Genomic DNA, 19,589 nt, shown 5'->3' with positions numbered 1-19,589 from the left:
CTAAAACCATAAACCATGTTTAAGAAGTTTATTTATCTCGAATGGAAAGCTTTTATCAGATCGGCATCTTTCGGTAAAAATCTGGCAATGAAAATCATAATGGGCTTTTTGATGGTCTATTTTTCACTAATTTTTATTGGTATGGGAGTTGGGGCATTTTACATGCTTAAAGAAATGAAACTGGAGCCATTACTAACCATTAACAAATTTCTGATTTACTACTTCCTATTTGATTTAGTAATTAGACTCTTATTGCAGCCAATCCCAGTCTTGAATATTAAGCCATTACTGGTTCTTCCTTTAAAGAAACCAACGATTGTCCATTTTTCTTTAGGCAAAACCGTTTTGTCTTTCTTTAACTGGATTCATGCTTTATTTTTTATTCCGTTTTCGGTTGTCTTGATTTTAAACGGTTATGATGTTATTGAAATTATTTTCTGGCATTTGGGAGTAATGTCTATCATTTACATCAACAATTTTCTGAATATTATTTTAAGCAATATTGACAAACTGTTCGCCCTGTTTTTAATATTGATTGTAGCTCTAGGAGGTGCGCAGTATTATGAACTATTTGATATTACATTATTTACAACTCCATTTTTTCAAAGCTTTTATGACATCGACGGATTGTTTTTGGTTCCGATTCTAGTATTGATCGCGTTGCACTTTTTTACGTTTAAATACTTCGAAAAAAATTTATATCTCGACGCAGGACTTTCTGTAAAACAAGATATTGCTTCTACAGAAAATCTTTCGTGGCTTAATCAGTTTGGGACTTTGGGCACTTTTCTGAAAAATGATATTAAACTCATCAAAAGAAATAAAAGGTCAAAAACCACTATTTTAATGAGTGTGATTTTTTTATTCTACGGATTGATTTTTTTCGGAAACACGCACCAGCCAGAAGCGATGCATATTTTTGCCGGAATATTTGTTTCGGGAGGATTTCTATTTGTTTTCGGACAATTTGTACCAAGCTGGGATAGTTCGTATTATCAATTAATGATGACACAGAATATTCCGTACAGAGGCTACATTACTTCTAAGTGGTGGCTTATTGTTATAGCGACTTTCATTTCGACCATATTGGCATTGTTCTATTTGTTTTTTGGATGGGAAGTTTACTTAACTATTGTTGTAGGAGCCATTTACAATATTGGAGTAAACTCTCATTTGGTTCTTTTAGGCGGGGCATTTACCAAAACTCCAATCGATTTAAGTAATGCTGGCGGAGCTTTTGGAGATAAAAAGGCCTTTAATGTAAGTGCAATGCTTTTGTCGTTGCCAAAAATTTTGCTGCCTCTAGGTTTATACGCATTAGGTCTTTATTTGGGAAATAAAATGATTGGATTATCTCTCGTAGCAGGAGCAGGAGTTATCGGATTTATTTTCAAGGAAAAAGTTTTTTCATTAATAGAAAAGAGATACAAAATAGAGAAGTACAGTACGATAAGTGCTTATAAACAAAAGAGTTAATTAACCAATTAGTTAATTAGAGAATTAGTCAATTAGATAATTATCTAAAAATCTACAATCAAAAATCTAAAATTATCATGATACAAGTAAATCAGCTTTCAAAAAAATATAACGAAACTACAGTCTTAAATATCAGTAATCTAGAAATTCCAAAAGGACAAAGTTTTGGATTGGTGGGAAATAACGGAGCAGGGAAAACCACTTTTTTCAGTCTACTTTTAGACCTTATTCAGCCTTCAACGGGATATATTAAAAGCAATGATATTCAAGTAAATACAAGCGAAAAATGGAAATCTTTTACAGGATCTTTTTTGGATGAAAATTTCCTTATCGGATATTTAACTCCAGAAGAATATTTTTATTTTATTGGCGATTTGCGAAATCAGAACAAAGCAGATGTCGATGCGCTGTTAGGTAAACATGAAGAGTTTTTTAATGGTGAAATTTTGAAGAACAAAAAATACCTTCGAGATCTGTCCAAAGGAAACCAGAAAAAAGTGGGAATCATTGCAACACTTATTGGAAATCCAGAAGTAGTTATTTTAGACGAACCTTTTGCAAATTTAGATCCAACTACAGTAAGCCGATTAAAAAAAATTATCAAAGAATTAGCCGATGATCCAAACGTAACTGTTTTAGTTTCAAGTCATGATTTACAGCATACTGTCGAGGTTTGCAATAGAATTGTAGTCCTTAACAAAGGCGAAATAGTGAAGGACATTCAGACTTCAAAAGAGACCTTACAAGAACTAGAATTGTTTTTTGCTGTGTAAGAATTTCTATATTTAAAAAAGAAGCGTATTTTTACAAATGAATATACTAAAACCAATTTTTAGTAGTTATCTGTTTTAAACTCGTTTCTATTGAAAAAGAATACTCTTAAATATAGTTTTACTCTCGTTTTTTTATTCTTTTTGATAGCTTGTTCTACCAAAAAAAATACCTTTTTGTCTAGAAATTCCCATGCCTTAAGCACAAAATATAACATTTTGTACAATGGCGGAATTGGTCTTGATAAAGGATTAAAATCTATTCAGGCGAATAACGAAGATAATTTTTGGAAATTATTGCCAATTGAAAAAATGCAATTCGACGAAAATTTTTCTGAAGGCGAAAAAGCTAAAAATCCAGATTTTGAACTGGCAGAAACAAAAGCGACAAAAGCCATTCAGAAGCACTCGATGAATATTGGCGGTCGAGAAAAAAATTATCAGATTGATGAAGCTTACTTAATGTTGGGAAAAGCAAGATATTACGATCAGCGTTTTATTCCGGCAATTGAGGCATTCAATTATGTTTTATATAAATATCCTGAAAGCGATAATATTAATATTGCAAAAATCTGGCGTGAAAAAACCAATATGCGTTTAGGTAACGATGCAATTGCTCTTAAAAACATCAAAATTTTACTTAAAAAAACAGATTTAGACAAACAAACTTATGCAGATGCAAATGCTCTTTTGGCAGAAGCATATCTAAATTTGGAGGAAAAAGACAGCGCCGTTGCTAAACTTAGAATTGCAGAACAATTTACCAGAAATAACGAAGAACGTGCAAGATATCGTTTTATCCTTGGCCAAATGTATCAGGCAGAAGGAAAAAAGGATAGTGCGGTTTATTTTTTCGATCAAGTAATTGATTTAAATAGAAAAGCAGATCGTAAATATATGATGCACGCTTACGCGAAAAAAGCACAAATGTTTGATTATGGAAAAGATAATGATACGATTTTCTTAAAGACATTTAATAAATTGGTAACCGATCGTGAAAATCGCCCTTACTATGATGTTCTTTTTTATGAAATGGGAGTTTATTATGATAAAAAGAAAGATCAAGAAAATGCTTTAGTATACTACAATAAATCTTTAAGAAGAAAATCTAAAGATCCGTATTTGATGGCTTCTGCCTATAGAAATATTGGGAATATGTATTTTAAAGATACAGATTATTCTATGGCAGCAAAGTATTATGATAGTACTTTGGTAAAAATGGATCCTAAAACCAGAGAATTTGCCTTTATAGAAAAAAATAGAAAAAATCTTGATGACGTAATTAAGTACGAAGCGATTGCAAAACGTAACGATAGTATTATTAAGGTGTATAATTTGCCGCCAAACGAAAAGAAAGATTATTTCGAAAATTATATAGCCGAGCTTAAAAAGAAGGACGAAGCCAAAAAACTTTTAGAAGAAAAAGAAAAAGAACGATTGGCAAATATCGACCGAAACTCTCAAGCCGAGATTCCTGGAAATGGAGCTGTGAATCCGCAATCATTGGGTAGACCTGCAGAACCAGAAGGAATTGGAATGCCTCCAGGCGGAAACGATAATGCAAGTTCATTTTATTTTTATAATCCGACAACGGTTGCCTATGGAAAACTGCAGTTTAAAAAAATGTGGGGTAACAGAACTTTGGGCGGTAACTGGAGATTGGCGGGAATAAAAGCAGCCAATGATAATGCCATGAATGATACAATTGCTACTAATGAAGTCGCCAATGCTCTGAAAGATACAATTGTACCAGAAAAATATACGGTTGCCTATTATGTAAAACAGCTTCCAACTTCGCAAGTGGCGATGGACAGCATTGGTAAAGAACGTAATTTTTCGTACTATCAATTAGGACTTATATATAAGGAGAAGTTTAAAGAATACAATTTGGCGAGCGACAAACTAGAACAATTGCTTCAGAACAATCCTGAAGAAAAACTGGTGTTGCCATCAATGTATAATTTGTACAAAATTTATCAAATTACAAATCCGGCAAAAGCAGAAGCTATAAAAATGGAGATTTCTACGAAATATCCAGATTCCAGATATGCTCACATTATAAATAATAAGGAAGAAGATTCAAATTCTAGTCCCGACAAAGAATATCAAAAATGGTATAAACTTTTTGAAGAGGAACATTTTGATGAAGTCTTAGCCAATATTGACAATCTGATTAACCAATATTCTGGAGATGATATTGTTTCTAAATACGAATTATTGAAAGCCAATACTTTAGGAAAAGTAAATGGTTTAGAAGCCTATAAAAAAGGACTTGAGAATGTGGCAGATAATTATCCAAATAGTGAAGAGGGTAAAAACGCTAGAGAAATTCTAGAAAAACAAGTTCCTGTTTTAGAAAAACTTAATTTTACGACAACCGACACTAAAAACTGGAAAATATTATACCGCGTTGCTAATACCGATACAAAAACGGTTAAAAGAATTGAAGAAGCGATTAGAGTATTTTTATTAGTAGAAAATTACGAAAGATTGACAACATCTCTGGATAAATACAATAAAACAGAAAGTTTTGTAGTTATTCATGGTTTAAAATCTGAAGCTTATGCAAATGATATTGCAGGAGTTTTTAGAGAAGATAAAAAATATAAAATTCCAGATCAGGCAATAATTATATCAAATGATAATTATAAAATTGTTCAGATTAAAAAGAATTTAGACGCATACCTTACCCCGAAAACCCCTTAAAATCTTAACCGCCATGTTTGAAAAAGTAAAAAAAAACGGAACTGAACAATTAGGAAAAACAAACAGAATTGTAGAAGGAACATCAATAGTAGGAGACATAGTTTCTAAAGCCGATTTTAGATTAGACGGCGAATTGATTGGAAATTTTACTTCGCAGGGCAAAATAGTGATTGGGGCCAAAGGAGTTGTTAAAGGAGAAATTATCTGTAACAATGCAGATATTGAAGGAGAATTTCACGGAAAAATAAAAGTTCTAGAAACGCTTAATATTAAATCGACTGCTCAAATACACGGAGAGGTAGCAGTAGGAAAACTTTCGATAGAACCAGGAGCTGACTTTACAGCAACCTGTACGATGCTTGCCCATTCCAATACAGTAATTATGCTAGAAGATGGAAAAGGAACCGAACAATAATAGGAGAAATAAATGGCTGGCATTTATTAATATTCCTTTTCAAATGGGAGTAATCATCTTTGTATTCTCTTATTTCGGAACCTGGCTCGACGAGAAACATCCAAGCCCAAAAGTATATTATAACACCATTTTTGTATTGGCTGGAGTTGGCGTTGCATTATATAATGTAATCCGACAAGTAAATGACATCAATAAAACAAAGTAGTTTGTATATAAAATGCCTTGAGATAAAAGTTGCATCTTTGCACTAAAATTATTTCGAATGCTTTCAAAAAATTACAAACCGCTATTTTATTTGTTATGTCTTGCTTTAGGAACTTATATAGTACATAAAGCCCTTTTTTTCTTTAGCGAAATTAAAACAGAGAACTTTCATTACAGTCTAGAAATACTGTATTTATCGTTCTTCGCAATTTCGTCTTTATTATACCTTATATTATTAGTAGTAAAAAAGAAGAATTTTGAAATCGTCGGAATGGCGTTTTTATTCGGAACTTTTACACAAATGTTATTAGCCTATTTAGCTCTGCAGCCGATCTTAAAAAACAAAACTGGAGAAACCGATGTTGAAAAAGTTAGTTTTTTTATAACATTTGTGCTGTTTTTGTTATTTCAAACGCTTTTAACTGTCCGATTATTAAATGAAAAGCGTTAAAATAACAATTCTTTAAAACAAGGTTTAAAAATAATTTTTCATATCCTTTTGAATATTAATAAAAAATGTACCTTTGCACCAAATTTTAGAAACGTAAAAAAATAAGATTTTCCACGATATGGTGATTTCAAACAAACCACTCAGCTTTATTCTTGCAGCTTTTGTTGCTTCTCTACCTATTATGGGTTTTGCAAATCCAGAGAATGATTCGACGCATGTTCAAACTGAAACTGCTCACGAAGAGAAAGTAGTTTCACATAATGCTCACGAAGAAGGAGAGCATGTTGCTCTTGACCCAAAAGCAAAAGTGGATGCTTTTATTGATCACCACTTACAAGATTCTCATGACTTCGTTTTCTTTTCAGATGAAAAAGAAAATAAGCACTATGGTTTTTCATTACCAGTTATTCTTATTGATGGAGGTTTAAAAGTTTTCTCTTCTTCAAAATTACACCACGGAGAAGAAGTTGCAGAAGTTGACGGTAGCTACTATAAATTAGTTCACGGTAAAATTTACAAAACAGATGCAGCCGGAACAATCAACTTTGATGAGCACGGTCATCCTTCAAATGAAAAACCATTAGATTTTTCAATTACTAAAAATGTTGTTTCAATGCTTTTCGTATCAGTATTATTATTTTTAATGTTTACTGGTTTAGCAAAATCATATAAGAAAGGACCAATCCCAACTGGATTTGGTAGAGTTTTAGAACCGCTTATTATTTTCATTAGAGACGAAATCGCAGTTCCTAATATTGGAGAGACAAAATACCGTAAATATATGGGTTACCTGTTAACTGTATTTTTCTTTGTTTGGTTGTTAAACTTATTAGGAATGACTCCACTAGGAATCAATGTAACAGGAAATATTGCAATTACAGTTTGTTTAGCATTATTTACTTTCATTATTACACAATTTAGTGCAAACAAAGATTATTGGGGACACATCTTCTGGATGCCAGGAGTACCGGTTCCAATGAAAATTATCTTAGCTCCAATTGAGGTTTTAGGAACATTAACAAAACCATTCGCATTATTAATTCGTTTGTACGCAAACATTACTGCAGGTCACGTAGTAATTATGAGTTTAATTGCAATGATTTTTGTTGGAAAAAATTTAGCTGCAGATTTACCAATCTCATTAGGATTAACTCTGTTTATCTCAGTTATTGAAGTTTTAGTTGCATTTTTACAAGCGTTTATCTTCACAATGTTATCATCATTGTTTATTGGTATGGCTGTTCAAGATCACCATCATGATGATCACGGACATGCACATGAGGAAGAAAACGCAATCATTTAATTAGAAGTTTAATTTTATATATATAAATACTTATGGGAACAATTCCAACTTTAGTAGGTGCTGGTTTAGTAGTAATCGGTGCAGGTTTAGGTTTAGGTAAAATCGGTGGATCTGCTATGGACGCTATTGCTCGTCAGCCAGAAGCTGCTGGTAAAATCCAAACTGCGATGATTATTATCGCTGCTTTATTAGAAGGTTTAGCATTTGCTGCTTTAATCTTAGGAAAATAATAAAGAAAGAAATAACAGCATCTTTAACGGTTGGTTAAAGATGTTGTTACTTTTAAAAAAAGAAATTAAATATTTAATATAGTTATATAAAATGGATAAGTTAATTAACGATTTTTCATTCGGATTATTCTTCTGGCAGGCTTTAATCTTAGTAATACTAATTTTGCTTTTAGTAAAATTTGCTTGGAAACCAATTATGGAATCTATTACTGCAAGAGAAGAAGGTATTAAAAATGCATTGCTTTCTGCTGAAAACGCAAAGAGAGAAATGGAAAATTTACAAGCTGACAATCAAAGAATTTTGAATGAAGCTCGTGCAGAACGTGACGCGATGTTGAAAGAAGCTCGCGAAATGAAAGAGAAAATGATTGCTGATTCTAAAAACGAAGCACAAGAAGCTGGTCAAAAAATGATTGAACAAGCTAAAGCGGCTATCGAAAGCGAAAAAAATGCTGCAATGGCAGAATTGAAATCTCAAGTTTCTACACTATCATTGAGTATTGCTGAAAAATTATTGAAAGAAGAATTATCTAACAAAGAATCTCAAACTAAATTGGTGGAGAAAATGTTAGGTGACGTAAAGTTAAACTAAGATTATGGCAAGTACAAGAGCAGCAATTCGTTATGCAAAAGCAATTCTAGACTTAGCAAACTCTAAAGGTGTTGCCGAAGCTGTCAATAACGATATGAAATCAATTGCTAATGCAATTGAAACAAATGAGGAATTGAGTGCATTTATTCAGAACCCAACGACTACAGTTGAAGTTAAAGAAGGTGCTCTTTTAGAAGTTTTTGCAGACGTAAATGGAGTGACAAAAGGATTGTTCCGTTTATTATTCGAAAACAAAAGATTTGAAATTCTACATGCAATTGCATTAGGATACAGTAAATTATTTGATGAAAATAATGGTGTTGAAGTAGCGAAAGTTACAACAGCAATTCCATTAGATGCTGCTTTAGAAGCTAAAGTTTTAGCAAAAGTTGCAACTTTATCAGATAAAAAAATTACAATTGAAAATATAGTAGATCCTTCAATTATCGGTGGATTTATTTTGAGAATAGGAGATAATCAATACAATGCTTCTGTTGCAAACAGATTACAAGTATTAAAAAGAGAGTTAAGTAATTAGTTTTATAACACAAAAAGTGTCTAAATTATAAATTAAGATGGCGGAAATCAAACCTGCTGAAATTTCAGCAATATTAAGAAAGCAAGTAGAAGGTTTTGAATCTGGTGCTACGCTAGAGGAAGTAGGAACAGTACTTCAAGTTGGAGACGGTATTGCTCGTGTTTACGGGCTATCTAATGTACAATATGGTGAGTTAGTAGAATTTGATAACGGTATGGAAGGTATCGTATTGAATCTTGAAGAGGATAATGTTGGGGTTGTATTATTAGGACCATCAACTGGACTTAAAGAAGGATCTACTGCAAAAAGAACTCAACGTATTGCTTCTCTTAAAGTAGGTGAGCAAATGGTAGGACGTGTTGTTAACACTCTTGGTTTTCCAATTGATGGAAAAGGGCCAATTGGTGGTGACTTATACGAAATGCCATTAGAAAGAAAAGCTCCTGGAGTTATCTTCCGTCAGCCAGTTACTGAGCCATTACAAACAGGAGTAAAAGCAGTTGATGCTATGATCCCAGTTGGTCGTGGACAGCGTGAGCTTGTAATCGGTGACCGTCAAACAGGTAAATCAACTGTTTGTATCGATACAATCTTAAATCAAAAAGAATTTTACGATGCAGGAAAACCTGTATTCTGTATATATGTTGCAATCGGACAAAAAGCTTCGACTGTAGCAGGAATCGCAAAAATGTTAGAAGAAAAAGGAGCAATGGCTTATACAGTTATCGTTGCTGCAAATGCTTCTGATCCAGCTCCAATGCAAGTTTACGCTCCATTTGCTGGTGCTGCAATTGGAGAGTACTTCAGAGATTCTGGTCGTCCAGCTCTTATCGTTTATGATGATTTATCTAAACAAGCTGTTGCTTACCGTGAGGTTTCTCTTTTATTAAGAAGACCACCGGGACGTGAGGCTTACCCTGGAGACGTTTTCTACTTACACTCTCGTTTATTAGAGCGTGCTTGTAAAGTAATCGCTGATGATGGTATCGCTAAAAACATGAACGATTTACCAGATTCTATTAAGTCAATCGTAAAAGGTGGTGGTTCATTAACTGCTTTACCAATTATCGAAACTCAAGCTGGTGACGTTTCTGCATATATCCCAACAAACGTAATCTCTATTACAGATGGTCAGATTTTCCTTGATGGAGATTTGTTCAACTCTGGGGTTCGTCCTGCAATTAACGTAGGTATCTCTGTATCTCGTGTTGGAGGTAATGCACAGATTAAATCAATGAAAAAAGTTTCTGGAACTTTAAAATTAGACCAGGCTCAATTCCGTGAATTAGAAGCTTTCGCTAAATTCGGTTCTGACTTAGATTCTGTTACATTAAACGTAATTGAAAAAGGAAAAAGAAACGTTGAGATCTTGAAACAAGGTTTAAATGATCCTTATCCAGTTGAAAACCAAGTAGCTATTATCTACGCTGGTTCTAAAAACTTGTTAAGAAATGTTCCTGTAAATAAAGTAAAAGAATTCGAAGCAGATTTCTTAGCTTACTTAAACAGCAAACATAAAGATACACTTAATGCTTTGAAAGCTGGAAAATTAGATGACACTATTACAGACGTTATCGAAAAAGCAGCAAAAGAAATCTCAGCAAAATATAACTAATTAGATAATTGGTAAATTAGATAATTAGAAAATGTTTACTCATTATTCTAATTATCTAATTTTCAAATTGTCACATTTTCTAATCAATAGATGGCAAATTTAAAGGAAATCCGTAATAGAATTACTTCCGTTTCATCGACGATGCAAATTACATCGGCTATGAAAATGGTTTCTGCTGCAAAGCTGAAGAAAGCACAAGATGCAATCACTGCAATGCGTCCTTATGCCGAGAAATTAACGGAGTTATTGCAAGATCTTTCGGCTACACTAGAAGGTGAAGTAGGAGGAGATTACACTACACAACGTGAAGTAAAAAAAGTATTGTTAGTAGCAGTAACTTCAAATAGAGGTTTATGCGGTGCTTTCAATTCGAATATTATTAAAGAGATTAAAAACCGTACAGAGTTTTACGCTGGAAAACAAGTTGATATTTTTGCTATTGGTAAAAAAGGAAACGACGCTTTAAGCAAAACGCATAAAGTTCACGGTCATCACAATGCAATTTTTGATCATTTAACTTTTGAAAATGTTGCCGGAATTGCAGATAATTTGACTGAGAAATTTTTATCTGGAGAATACGATAGAATTGAATTAGTTTACAATCAGTTTAAAAATGCTGCGACTCAAATTGTTCAAGTAGAACAGTTTTTACCGTTAGCACCTATCGCTACAGATGCAGCTGCTCCTTCAGGAGATTATATTTTTGAACCAGGTAAAGAAGAAATTGTATTGGCTTTAATTCCTAAGTCTTTAAAAACACAATTGTACAAAGGTATTCGTGATTCATTTGCTTCTGAGCATGGAGCGCGTATGACTGCAATGCACAAAGCAACAGATAACGCTACAGCTTTAAGAAACCAATTAAAATTAACTTATAACAAAGCTCGTCAGGCTGCGATTACAAGTGAGATTTTGGAAATTGTTGGTGGAGCAGAAGCTTTAAACGGATAATCTATTCCATAATATAAAAAGAAAAGCCAGCATAAAGCTGGCTTTTCTTTTTATTGGAAGTTTTATTCTTTTTTAAAAATAATTTTATAAAATGGTGATTCTCAAATTATAAGTAAATTGAGAATCACTACCATTTTATAAAAATAGACAGATAACTCTGTGTGCTTTGTCTTTCATGGGAACAAACTAGCTTTATTAGTCCCATTGCTCTGTTTTTTTAAGGGTTACATTTCAGCAGAATCAATCCCTGTGCTTTGTCTTTTATGGGAACAAACAAGCTTTATCAATCCCAATGCTTAGTTTTTTTATAAGGGTTACATTTTAGCTAACTTCAATCCCTTTATGCTTTGTCTTTTATGGGAACAAACAAGCTTTATTAGTCCCAGTGCTTCCTTTTTTATAAGGGTTGTATTTAGCTTTCTCAATCCCTGTGAAACAAATTTAAGAAAGGTTTAACGAAAAAATCTTACATAATTTCCATGTGATATTTATATGATTCACATGTTTTGAAAAAAATCTGTAATGAGAAATGAACTTTTTTAAGAAAAAAGTTCTAAAGAAGTGGTTTTTAATGATATAACGTTGAAGATTTCTTATTATTATATTAACACAAATAAAAACTATTTTTTTCATTCTTACAAATTTCTAAAAATGTGAAATATCGTTTGCTTTAAATTGAGAAGTATTTCGGTCGAAAATAAGTATTTTTGAAGTATAATTTTTTAGTGAAATGAAACTACGAGAACTAACAACCATAAAAGAGATGCTCTCTCAGATTGATACTATACGTTTTCTGTATCCTAATTTAAGTGAAGAAAAATACGAATCGTTTCTTTCAGAAATGGTTCCGCATAATTATACTCAAATTGCCGTTTTTGAAGAAGAAAATTGTATCGGAATTACGGGATGTTGGTCTGCAACAAAATTATGGACGGGCAAATATCTCGAAATTGACAATTTTGTGGTACATCCTGAATACCGATCTAAAGGAATTGGAAAAATGCTTACCGATTATGTAGAGAAAAAAGCAATAGAATTGAATTGCAGCAGTATAGTATTGGATGCATTTACAGGTAACTTTGCCGCTCATCGATTTTATTATAATCAAGGTTATGCTCCGAGAGGGTTTCATTTTGTAAAAATTTTAGATGAAAAGAAAATGACTGTTTAAAAACATACATAACTTTTCTTTATTGCATTAACAAAAACACCATTAAACAAAAGAAATGGTTATTTTTGTCTTACAAACATTATTAGAATTATATTTTGGGATTATATAAAAATCTATTCAAACAAACAGCAATTTACGGACTGGCAACAGTTTTACCGCGAATGCTGAGTTTCTTATTAGTGAGATTATATACAGGAATATTGCCTACAGCAGAGTATGGTGAAGTTTCGATCGTATTGTCTTGGATGGTTTTCTTTAACGTAGTTCTTTCTTACGGTATGGAAACGGCATTTTTTAGATTTTACAGTGCAGAAGAAGATAAGAAAAATGTCATTGCTACTTCGACTATTTCTATATTTTGGACTTCAATAATTTTCCTTTTTGTAGCCCTCATTTTCAGAAACACACTTGCTAATTTAGCCGAAGTCGACGTTCAGTATATTACGTATTCGGTATGGATTTTAGTTTTGGATGCCTTGGTTTTAATACCGTTTTCTAAACTTAGAGCTAACCAAAGACCAATGGTTTATGCTGCAATTAAGATTGGAAATGTTGTTATAAACTTATTATTAAATATATTTTTCTTAATGTATTTGCCAAAACTGGCAGCTTCAAACCCGAATTCTGTTTGGGATAATCTATATATTGAAAACTTCCAGATCGCTTATATTTTCATCGCAAATCTTTTGGCAAGTTTAGCAACATTTGTTGTCCTTTCTCCAAATTATCTTTCGCTTGGGCGAAAATTTGATCCAGTACTTTGGAAAAAAATGATGAAATACGGACTTCCAATTTTGGTAGCCGGACTTGCTTTTGCTGTAAACGAACATTTCGATAAAATTCTTTTAGGTTATTTGCTTCCAGAAAATTTAGCAAAATCTGAAGTTGGAGCTTATTCTGCTTGTTACAAATTAGGATTATTTATGGTTCTTTTTGCAACAGCTTTCAGATTAGGAATTGAGCCTTTCTTTTTTAGTCATGCTAAAAATGAAAACGCACCTCAGACTTATGCCGTTATTACTAAATATTTTGTGATTTTAGGATCCTTGATTTTATTAGGAGTAATTGTTTTTGCAGACGTTTTAAAATATTTGTTATTAGACAATAAATCGTACTGGGAAGCTATGAAAGTGGTGCCGCTAATTATTTTGGCAAATTTCTTTTTAGGAATTTATAACAACTTATCGGTTTGGTATAAACTGACAGATAAAACAAAAATCGGAGCGTACATTTCTATTGTAGGTGCAATTATTACCTTGATTTTAAATTATTTATTAATTCCGAAATACAGTTATTATGGTTCTGCAATTGCAACTATTTCTGCTTACGGAAGCATGATGCTTATTTCTTATATTTTAGGAAATAAATACTATCCGATTCCTTACGATATGAACAAGATTGGTGCTTATTTAGGCGTTTCAATATTATTTTCAATAATTTCATTTTACGGATTTAGAGAAAAATATTATGTTGGAATTCCGTTGCTTTTAGCTTTTATGTATCTCGTTTACCATTTCGAAAAAGATACTATAAAGGGAATAATGAAAAGAAAATAAGACGTTTTAAGAAAATTATATTTAAAAATGAAAATTCAAATTATCAATAAATCACAGCACGATTTACCAAATTACGAAACAATTGCTTCTGCAGGAATGGATTTGCGTGCCAATATTATAGAACCAATTACGTTAAAACCTTTAGAAAGAACTATTGTAAAGACAGGACTTTTTATAGAATTGCCAATTGGTTATGAAGCGCAGGTAAGACCGAGAAGCGGCCTAGCGGCAAAAAAAGGAGTAACTGTTTTAAATTCGCCAGGAACTGTTGACGCAGATTATAGAGGAGAAATCGGAGTAATTTTAGTAAATTTATCTAATGACGATTTTGTAATCGAAAATGGAGAACGAATTGCGCAGCTGATTATTGCAAAACACGAAAGAGCAGAATGGATAGAAGTTGAAACACTTTCTGAAACATCAAGAGGTGAAGGAGGCTTTGGAAGCACTGGCGTGAAATAATAGAAGAGAAAGACCAAACCCAATGAAGATTTTAAATCTTCCCATAAAATCAAATAAAGAATGAAAATAATTGTGCCAATGGCAGGCCGCGGATCAAGATTGAGGCCTCATACTTTAACCGTTCCAAAACCGTTAATTCCAGTTGCGGGAAAATCTATCGTGCACCGTTTAGTTGAAGATATTGCCAAAATATTAAAAGAACCAATTGAAGAAGTTGCGTTTATTTTAGGAGACGAAGCTTTCTTTGGAGATGATGTTGTAACAAGTTTAGAAGATTTGGCTAAAGGATTAGGAGCAAAAGCTTCGATCTACCGTCAAGATCAGCCTTTAGGAACTGGACACGCAATTATGTGTGCAAAAGATTCTCTTTCTGGTCCAGCTGTAATTGCTTATGCCGACACACTAATTAGAGCAGATTTTGAATTAGATCCATCTGCAGATGCTGTTATTTGGGTAAAACAAGTAGACCAGCCAGAAGCTTTTGGTGTAGTAAAACTAAATCAAAATAATGAAATTATCGAATTGGTTGAAAAACCAAAAGAGTTTGTAAGTGACTTAGCGGTTATCGGAATTTACTATTTTAAAGAAGTTGGTGTTTTAAGAAACGAGCTTCAGAATGTTTTGGATAATAATATTCAAAACGGAGGCGAATACCAAATCAACGACGGAATTAAAGCCATGATGGCAAACGGAAAAGTTTTTAAAACTGGAAGCGTAGACGAATGGATGGATTGCGGTAATAAAGATGTTACGGTTGAAACGAACACGAGAATGTTAGGTTTCTTGCATAACGATGGAGAACATTTAGTAGATTATGGAGTAACATTAGAAAATTCAACTATTATTCCTCCTTGTTATATTGGAGAAAATGTTGTCTTGAAAAACACTACTGTTGGTCCAAATGTTTCTTTAGGAAAAGGATGTCAGGTAACAAACAGTACAATCAAAAACAGTTTGATTCAGACTCATTCTCAAATTAAAAATGCTGATCTTGATAACGCCATGATCGGAAATCATGTAAGTTACGACGGTAAATTTACAAGTATCAGTATTGGTGATTATGCTGTTTTAGAATAAAATAAAAAATATCAAAATTTCGTTTTGTTTAAAATGTAATTTTAAAATAATGAAAAAGAGAATCTTAACTGTTTTATTTTTTGCCTTCTTCGGAAGCACGTTTTCGGTTTTTGCTCAGACAGAACCCGAAGATATTGCTATGGCAACAGATGAATATCAGGATTCTTTTTATGAATCATTAAAACAAAAAGGAATTGAAAATTATGATAAAGCCATTGTATCATTGGAAAAATGCATCAAGCTGAAACCCAATGATGCAGTTGCTTATTTTGAATTAGGGAAAAATTACCTGTTGCTTAAACAATATCAAAATGCACAGGATGCTTTTGAAAAAGCTACGCAATTAGATCCTAAAAATAAATGGTTTTGGCTCGGAATTTACGATGTAAGTTTCGAAACCAAAAACTATCCGCTTGCGATAGAAACGATTCAAAAAATTATTGCTTTTGATGAAGAATACAAAGACGATCTCATTTCGTTGTACATGATTACCAATCAGTATGATAAGGCATTGACAGCCATTAACGAAATGAACGATAAATTCGGAAAGTCGGCCGATCGCGAAATTTACAAACAGCAGATTTTATCTCAAGGAAAATACCAGAACTCAGAAATAGACAATTTGGTTCAGCAGATTAAAAAAGATCCCAAAGAAGAATCTAATTATCTCAATCTTATTCTTTTATATTCGAAGAATAATGAAAATGAAAAATCGCTGGAAGTGGCCAAACAATTGGCAAAAGAAATTCCAAATTCAGAATGGGCTCAAGTGAGTTTATTTAAAACCTATTTAGATGCCAATCAAGCTGATAAAGCTATAAAATCGATGAACGTGATTTTAGCAAGTTCAAAAATCGATTCAAAAATCAAACATAGAACTTTGAATGAATTTTTGATTTATGTAAATAAAAATCCACAATATTCAGCCGATTTAGAAAAAGCCATTTCGTATTTCGATAATGATCCAAATGTAGACGTTGCCAAAGAGATTGGAAAATTTTATCATAGCAAAGGACAATTTGAAAATGCTATTAAATATTACGAAAAAGATTTAAAGGCAAATTCAGATACTGATTTGGAGACTAATATGTTATTGTTAGAAGCGTATTCGCAAGCAAAACAATATGACCCAATGACCAAAAGAGCCATGATGCTGATTGAGGTTTATCCGAGTCAGGCTCAGTTTTATTACTATGCAGGTTTAGGAAGCAATCAGCTGAAACAGTTTAAAAATGCAAAAACGGTTTTAGAAATGGGTCTTGATTATGTAGTTGATGACGTAAAATTAGAATCAAATTTTAATATTCAGTTAGGAGAAGCTTATAATGGATTGGGAGATGCAAAGAAAAAAGAGGAATACTTTTTGAAGGCAAATGAATTATTAAAGAAGAAAAAATAAAAAGAAGAATTCAGATGAAAAAATATATATCAATACTAGTATTGTCTATTGCCGTGATTTCATGTAAATCAAAAGCAGTAGCGGTGCAAGGAAATACAAGCCAGACCGTAGCACCAAAAGAGGATAAAAAAGTTATCGAAAAACATTATGACAATAAGTTAGATTTTTCGACACTTTACATAAAAGCAAGTGCAAAATATGCTGATGAAAAACAAAGCCAAAATGTTACTGCCGAAATTAGAATCGAAAAAGACAAACAGATTTTAATAAGCGTACGTTTCTTGGGAATCACAATGGCAAAAGCTTTAATAACACCATCAAAAGTTAGTTATTACGAAAAAATAAACAGCACTTATTACGATGGAGATTTTACAAGTTTAAGCAAATGGCTGGGAACAGATTTAGATTATACAAAAGTTCAAAATCTATTGGTTGGAGAAGCTTTTGATGATTTACGAAAAGGAAAATATACGCAGACTATTGTCGATAGCCTATTTAGATTAGACGAAGAAAAGGATGCTAATTTGAAGAAAACCTTTTTCTTAGATGGAGAGAAATATTTAATTCAGAAAGAAGAGATTTCGCAGCCATCAGAAAATAGAACTTTGCAAATAGCTTATTCAGACACTAAAAATTTTGATCATGGAACATTGCCGACAAGTATTGAAATCAATGCGGTTCAGCCAAAAGGAAAAACCAGCATTAATCTAAATTATAATAATATTTCATTCAACGAAGAACTTTCTTTTCCTTACAGTGTCCCAAGCGGATACAAACAAGTTTTAATTAAGTAATTTTGCAAAAAGAAAACATAAACATGCCAAAATTTCTCCTAAGCCTAATTTTAATATGTGCCACTACTTTTGTGTGGGCGCAGGATTCGCAGCAAGAAAAACTGGAGCAGCGTAAAGCACAGATTCAGCAGGAAATCAGAGACAATGAAAAAATGCTTCAATCTGTTCGTAAAAAAGAAAAATCAGCGGTAAACGAATATTTGATTCAGGCCAATAAAATCAAATTAAAAGAGAAATTAATTAATACTACGGCAAAACAAGAAAGACTGCTTAGTAATGACATGTATATTAATCAGGTTCAGGTCAATAAACTTAAAAAAGAATTAAAAGTTCTAAAAGAAGATTATGCCGAAATGATTTTGAAATCATACAAAAGCCGTTCTGAGCAAAGCCGTGCCATGTTTATCTTATCTTCTGAAAGCTTTTTGCAGGCTTATAAAAGAGCACAATACTTAAAACAGTATACCGCTTTTAGAAAAAATCAAGGTTTAGAGATTCAGTCAAAAACAGCGCAGTTAGTAGATTTTAATGCTAAACTAGATGGTCAGCGCCAAGTAAAAAAGAAAATTATAGTTGAAAATCAGAAAGAAAAAGTTACTCTTGAAGCGGAGAAAAAAGAACAGCAGAAACTAGTAAATGCTCTTAAAAAGGACAAAAATAAAATTGCTGCAGATATTCGATCTAAACAAAGCGAATCTAAAAGAATTGACAGACAGATTGATCGTTTAATTCGTGAAGCGATTGCAGAAGCGAATAGAAAAGCTGCTGCCGAAAGAGCAAAAGCAAATCCAGGAAGCGAAACAAAAGCACCAGTTTCTTCGTCTAAAATTGCATTAACTCCAGAAGATAAAGTTTTAGCAGCCGATTTCAAAGCTAACCGAGGAAGATTGCCTTGGCCAGTAGAAAAAGGATTTATTTCTCTTGGATACGGAGATCAGCCACACCCGCTGCATCCTTCAATTACAGTACATAATTCTGGTGTAGAGATTACTACCGAAGACGGCGCAAGTGCAAGAGCTGTATTTGCAGGAGAAGTTTCTAAAGTAATTGTTTTGTCTCCAGTAAATAAAGCAGTGGTAATTCAGCATGGAGATTATTTTACGGTTTACCAAAACTTGAGTTCAGTTTCTGTAAGTCAGGGCGATAAAGTATCTATCAAACAAAGCATTGGAAGAGTGAGAACAAGTGGTGATACAGGAAAAACAATCATCAAATTCTTGATTCTTCAAAATACATCAAACAATAATCCAGAAGGATGGCTACAAAGCAGATAAAAAATTAAAGGGAGCAATTAAGCTCCCTTTTTTTATATTAATAACTTTCTTCTAAGAAATATTTTAAAACATCTGTTGTCGTAACAATTCCTTTCAATTCTCCTTGATCCACAACTGGAACAGCGTGAAATTCTTCTGTCACAAAAATCTCTGCCAAATCTCTAATAATAAGATCTGAAGAAACTGTTTTAGGTTTTGAAGTCATAACCTGCGGAATAGTAAGCATTTCTAAAACAGCTTCGTCTGCACCATCTTGCCCGTCAAACAATGCACCAAAAGTTAGTCGGTTAATATCGGTACGGCTTATAATTCCCACAACTTCTTTCCCATTCACAACAGGAAGATGTCGTATAGCATTGGATTTTAATTTTTGCACTACACTTTTTAAATCATCATTTTGATTTATTGTTATGACAGTTTTGGTCATAATGTGGCTGATTGGTTCTCTCTTTTTCATAATTTGATGGTGTTAGATTTACATCAAATTTGAAGATTATTTGATAGTTAAAAGCTGATTTTTGTCACGAGAAAATTGAGAAAGAAAACGTATTTTAGATAGTTATTTTTTTAAATGAAAATAAATACGAGGTATTAATTTCAATTTT

The 19,589-nt window shown here is 32.7% G+C and carries 20 protein-coding genes; 19 read left to right on the top strand and 1 reads right to left on the bottom strand.

What is annotated here, in order from left to right; all coding sequences use genetic code 11:
* The first annotated feature begins 15 nt into the window (after positions 1-15).
* From ACWA1F_RS03240 to ACWA1F_RS03150, 19 genes are all read left to right on the top strand, one after another.
* The gene (locus ACWA1F_RS03240) at positions 16-1,476 is read left to right on the top strand and encodes a DUF5687 family protein (protein ID WP_456891547.1); all 1,461 of its coding nucleotides are present in this window, start codon (positions 16-18) and stop codon (positions 1,474-1,476) included.
* A 77-nt stretch (positions 1,477-1,553) separates the two neighbouring features.
* Positions 1,554-2,249 carry an ABC transporter ATP-binding protein gene (locus ACWA1F_RS03235; protein ID WP_456891545.1) on the top strand — a complete coding sequence of 232 codons (696 nt, stop codon included), beginning with the start codon at positions 1,554-1,556 and terminating at the stop codon, positions 2,247-2,249.
* Between the two features lie 90 nt (positions 2,250-2,339).
* Positions 2,340-4,952, top strand: a complete 2,613-nt coding sequence (gene porW / locus ACWA1F_RS03230; RefSeq protein WP_456891543.1) for a type IX secretion system periplasmic lipoprotein PorW/SprE — start codon at positions 2,340-2,342, stop codon at positions 4,950-4,952.
* Between the two features lie 13 nt (positions 4,953-4,965).
* Positions 4,966-5,367 (top strand): bactofilin family protein, encoded by a 402-nt coding sequence (locus ACWA1F_RS03225; protein ID WP_456891541.1) that lies wholly within the window; start codon positions 4,966-4,968, stop codon positions 5,365-5,367.
* On the top strand, positions 5,345-5,572 hold the full coding sequence (locus tag ACWA1F_RS03220; protein ID WP_095930601.1) for an AtpZ/AtpI family protein: 228 nt from the start codon (positions 5,345-5,347) through the stop codon (positions 5,570-5,572). Before ACWA1F_RS03225 ends, ACWA1F_RS03220 begins: the two co-directional genes overlap by 23 nt.
* Before the next feature lie 57 nt (positions 5,573-5,629).
* The gene (locus tag ACWA1F_RS03215; RefSeq protein WP_306154063.1) at positions 5,630-6,022 is read left to right on the top strand and encodes a hypothetical protein; all 393 of its coding nucleotides are present in this window, start codon (positions 5,630-5,632) and stop codon (positions 6,020-6,022) included.
* Between the two features lie 118 nt (positions 6,023-6,140).
* Entirely contained in the window at positions 6,141-7,325 is a 1,185-nt protein-coding gene (atpB, locus tag ACWA1F_RS03210; RefSeq protein ID WP_306154065.1) for a F0F1 ATP synthase subunit A, read from the top strand.
* 32 nt (positions 7,326-7,357) lie between these two features.
* The gene (atpE, locus tag ACWA1F_RS03205) at positions 7,358-7,555 is read left to right on the top strand and encodes an ATP synthase F0 subunit C (protein ID WP_008465835.1); all 198 of its coding nucleotides are present in this window, start codon (positions 7,358-7,360) and stop codon (positions 7,553-7,555) included.
* A gap of 91 nt (positions 7,556-7,646) precedes the next feature.
* Complete coding sequence (locus ACWA1F_RS03200) at positions 7,647-8,147, top strand: F0F1 ATP synthase subunit B (RefSeq protein ID WP_012023142.1); 501 nt, start codon at positions 7,647-7,649, stop codon at positions 8,145-8,147.
* Positions 8,148-8,151: 4 nt separating this feature from the next.
* Positions 8,152-8,685, top strand: coding sequence for an ATP synthase F1 subunit delta (atpH, locus tag ACWA1F_RS03195; RefSeq protein WP_456891537.1), 534 nt, complete (start codon positions 8,152-8,154; stop codon positions 8,683-8,685).
* Positions 8,686-8,722: 37 nt separating this feature from the next.
* The gene (gene atpA, locus ACWA1F_RS03190; protein WP_306154073.1) at positions 8,723-10,300 is read left to right on the top strand and encodes a F0F1 ATP synthase subunit alpha; all 1,578 of its coding nucleotides are present in this window, start codon (positions 8,723-8,725) and stop codon (positions 10,298-10,300) included.
* Between the two features lie 90 nt (positions 10,301-10,390).
* Positions 10,391-11,251, top strand: coding sequence for an ATP synthase F1 subunit gamma (atpG, locus tag ACWA1F_RS03185; protein ID WP_306154075.1), 861 nt, complete (start codon positions 10,391-10,393; stop codon positions 11,249-11,251).
* Positions 11,252-11,981: 730 nt separating this feature from the next.
* The gene (locus tag ACWA1F_RS03180) at positions 11,982-12,422 is read left to right on the top strand and encodes a GNAT family N-acetyltransferase (RefSeq protein WP_456891534.1); all 441 of its coding nucleotides are present in this window, start codon (positions 11,982-11,984) and stop codon (positions 12,420-12,422) included.
* Positions 12,423-12,517: 95 nt separating this feature from the next.
* Positions 12,518-13,978: a lipopolysaccharide biosynthesis protein gene (locus tag ACWA1F_RS03175; RefSeq protein ID WP_306154079.1), complete on the top strand. Its 1,461-nt coding sequence runs from the start codon at positions 12,518-12,520 to the stop codon at positions 13,976-13,978.
* Positions 13,979-14,005: 27 nt separating this feature from the next.
* Positions 14,006-14,440, top strand: coding sequence for a dUTP diphosphatase (dut, locus tag ACWA1F_RS03170; protein WP_008465845.1), 435 nt, complete (start codon positions 14,006-14,008; stop codon positions 14,438-14,440).
* A 60-nt stretch (positions 14,441-14,500) separates the two neighbouring features.
* Positions 14,501-15,517, top strand: a complete 1,017-nt coding sequence (locus ACWA1F_RS03165) for a sugar phosphate nucleotidyltransferase (protein ID WP_456891531.1) — start codon at positions 14,501-14,503, stop codon at positions 15,515-15,517.
* Positions 15,518-15,566: 49 nt separating this feature from the next.
* Positions 15,567-16,916: a tetratricopeptide repeat protein gene (locus ACWA1F_RS03160; protein WP_456891529.1), complete on the top strand. Its 1,350-nt coding sequence runs from the start codon at positions 15,567-15,569 to the stop codon at positions 16,914-16,916.
* Between the two features lie 14 nt (positions 16,917-16,930).
* Positions 16,931-17,710 (top strand): lipoprotein insertase outer membrane protein LolB1, encoded by a 780-nt coding sequence (locus ACWA1F_RS03155; protein ID WP_456891527.1) that lies wholly within the window; start codon positions 16,931-16,933, stop codon positions 17,708-17,710.
* 23 nt (positions 17,711-17,733) lie between these two features.
* A complete protein-coding gene (locus ACWA1F_RS03150; RefSeq protein ID WP_456891525.1) occupies positions 17,734-18,984 on the top strand; it encodes a murein hydrolase activator EnvC family protein in 1,251 nt (416 codons plus the stop codon).
* Positions 18,985-19,021: 37 nt separating this feature from the next.
* Here the strand turns inward: ACWA1F_RS03150 and ACWA1F_RS03145 are convergent, their stop codons facing one another.
* Positions 19,022-19,441, bottom strand: coding sequence for a CBS domain-containing protein (locus tag ACWA1F_RS03145; RefSeq protein WP_456891523.1), 420 nt, complete (start codon positions 19,439-19,441; stop codon positions 19,022-19,024).
* Positions 19,442-19,589: the final 148 nt, after the last annotated feature.

It is taken from the genome of Flavobacterium erigeronis (genome assembly GCF_054075165.1).
This window is presented reverse-complemented; position numbering and strand designations above follow the sequence as displayed.

Excerpts from the sequence above, each read along its gene's own strand:
- ACWA1F_RS03240 (WP_456891547.1), top strand. The coding sequence starts at position 16 with ATGTTTAAGAAGTTTATTTATCTCGAATGGAAAGCTTTTATCAGATCG.
- ACWA1F_RS03235 (WP_456891545.1), top strand. The coding sequence starts at position 1,554 with ATGATACAAGTAAATCAGCTTTCAAAAAAATATAACGAAACTACAGTC.
- ACWA1F_RS03225 (WP_456891541.1), top strand. The coding sequence starts at position 4,966 with ATGTTTGAAAAAGTAAAAAAAAACGGAACTGAACAATTAGGAAAAACA.
- ACWA1F_RS03220 (WP_095930601.1), top strand. The coding sequence starts at position 5,345 with ATGGAAAAGGAACCGAACAATAATAGGAGAAATAAATGGCTGGCATTT.
- ACWA1F_RS03215 (WP_306154063.1), top strand. The coding sequence starts at position 5,630 with ATGCTTTCAAAAAATTACAAACCGCTATTTTATTTGTTATGTCTTGCT.
- atpB (WP_306154065.1), top strand. The coding sequence starts at position 6,141 with ATGGTGATTTCAAACAAACCACTCAGCTTTATTCTTGCAGCTTTTGTT.
- atpE (WP_008465835.1), top strand. The coding sequence starts at position 7,358 with ATGGGAACAATTCCAACTTTAGTAGGTGCTGGTTTAGTAGTAATCGGT.
- ACWA1F_RS03200 (WP_012023142.1), top strand. The coding sequence starts at position 7,647 with ATGGATAAGTTAATTAACGATTTTTCATTCGGATTATTCTTCTGGCAG.
- atpH (WP_456891537.1), top strand. The coding sequence starts at position 8,152 with ATGGCAAGTACAAGAGCAGCAATTCGTTATGCAAAAGCAATTCTAGAC.
- atpA (WP_306154073.1), top strand. The coding sequence starts at position 8,723 with ATGGCGGAAATCAAACCTGCTGAAATTTCAGCAATATTAAGAAAGCAA.
- atpG (WP_306154075.1), top strand. The coding sequence starts at position 10,391 with ATGGCAAATTTAAAGGAAATCCGTAATAGAATTACTTCCGTTTCATCG.
- ACWA1F_RS03180 (WP_456891534.1), top strand. The coding sequence starts at position 11,982 with ATGAAACTACGAGAACTAACAACCATAAAAGAGATGCTCTCTCAGATT.
- dut (WP_008465845.1), top strand. The coding sequence starts at position 14,006 with ATGAAAATTCAAATTATCAATAAATCACAGCACGATTTACCAAATTAC.
- ACWA1F_RS03165 (WP_456891531.1), top strand. The coding sequence starts at position 14,501 with ATGAAAATAATTGTGCCAATGGCAGGCCGCGGATCAAGATTGAGGCCT.
- ACWA1F_RS03160 (WP_456891529.1), top strand. The coding sequence starts at position 15,567 with ATGAAAAAGAGAATCTTAACTGTTTTATTTTTTGCCTTCTTCGGAAGC.
- ACWA1F_RS03155 (WP_456891527.1), top strand. The coding sequence starts at position 16,931 with ATGAAAAAATATATATCAATACTAGTATTGTCTATTGCCGTGATTTCA.
- ACWA1F_RS03150 (WP_456891525.1), top strand. The coding sequence starts at position 17,734 with ATGCCAAAATTTCTCCTAAGCCTAATTTTAATATGTGCCACTACTTTT.
- ACWA1F_RS03145 (WP_456891523.1), bottom strand. The coding sequence starts at position 19,441 with ATGAAAAAGAGAGAACCAATCAGCCACATTATGACCAAAACTGTCATA.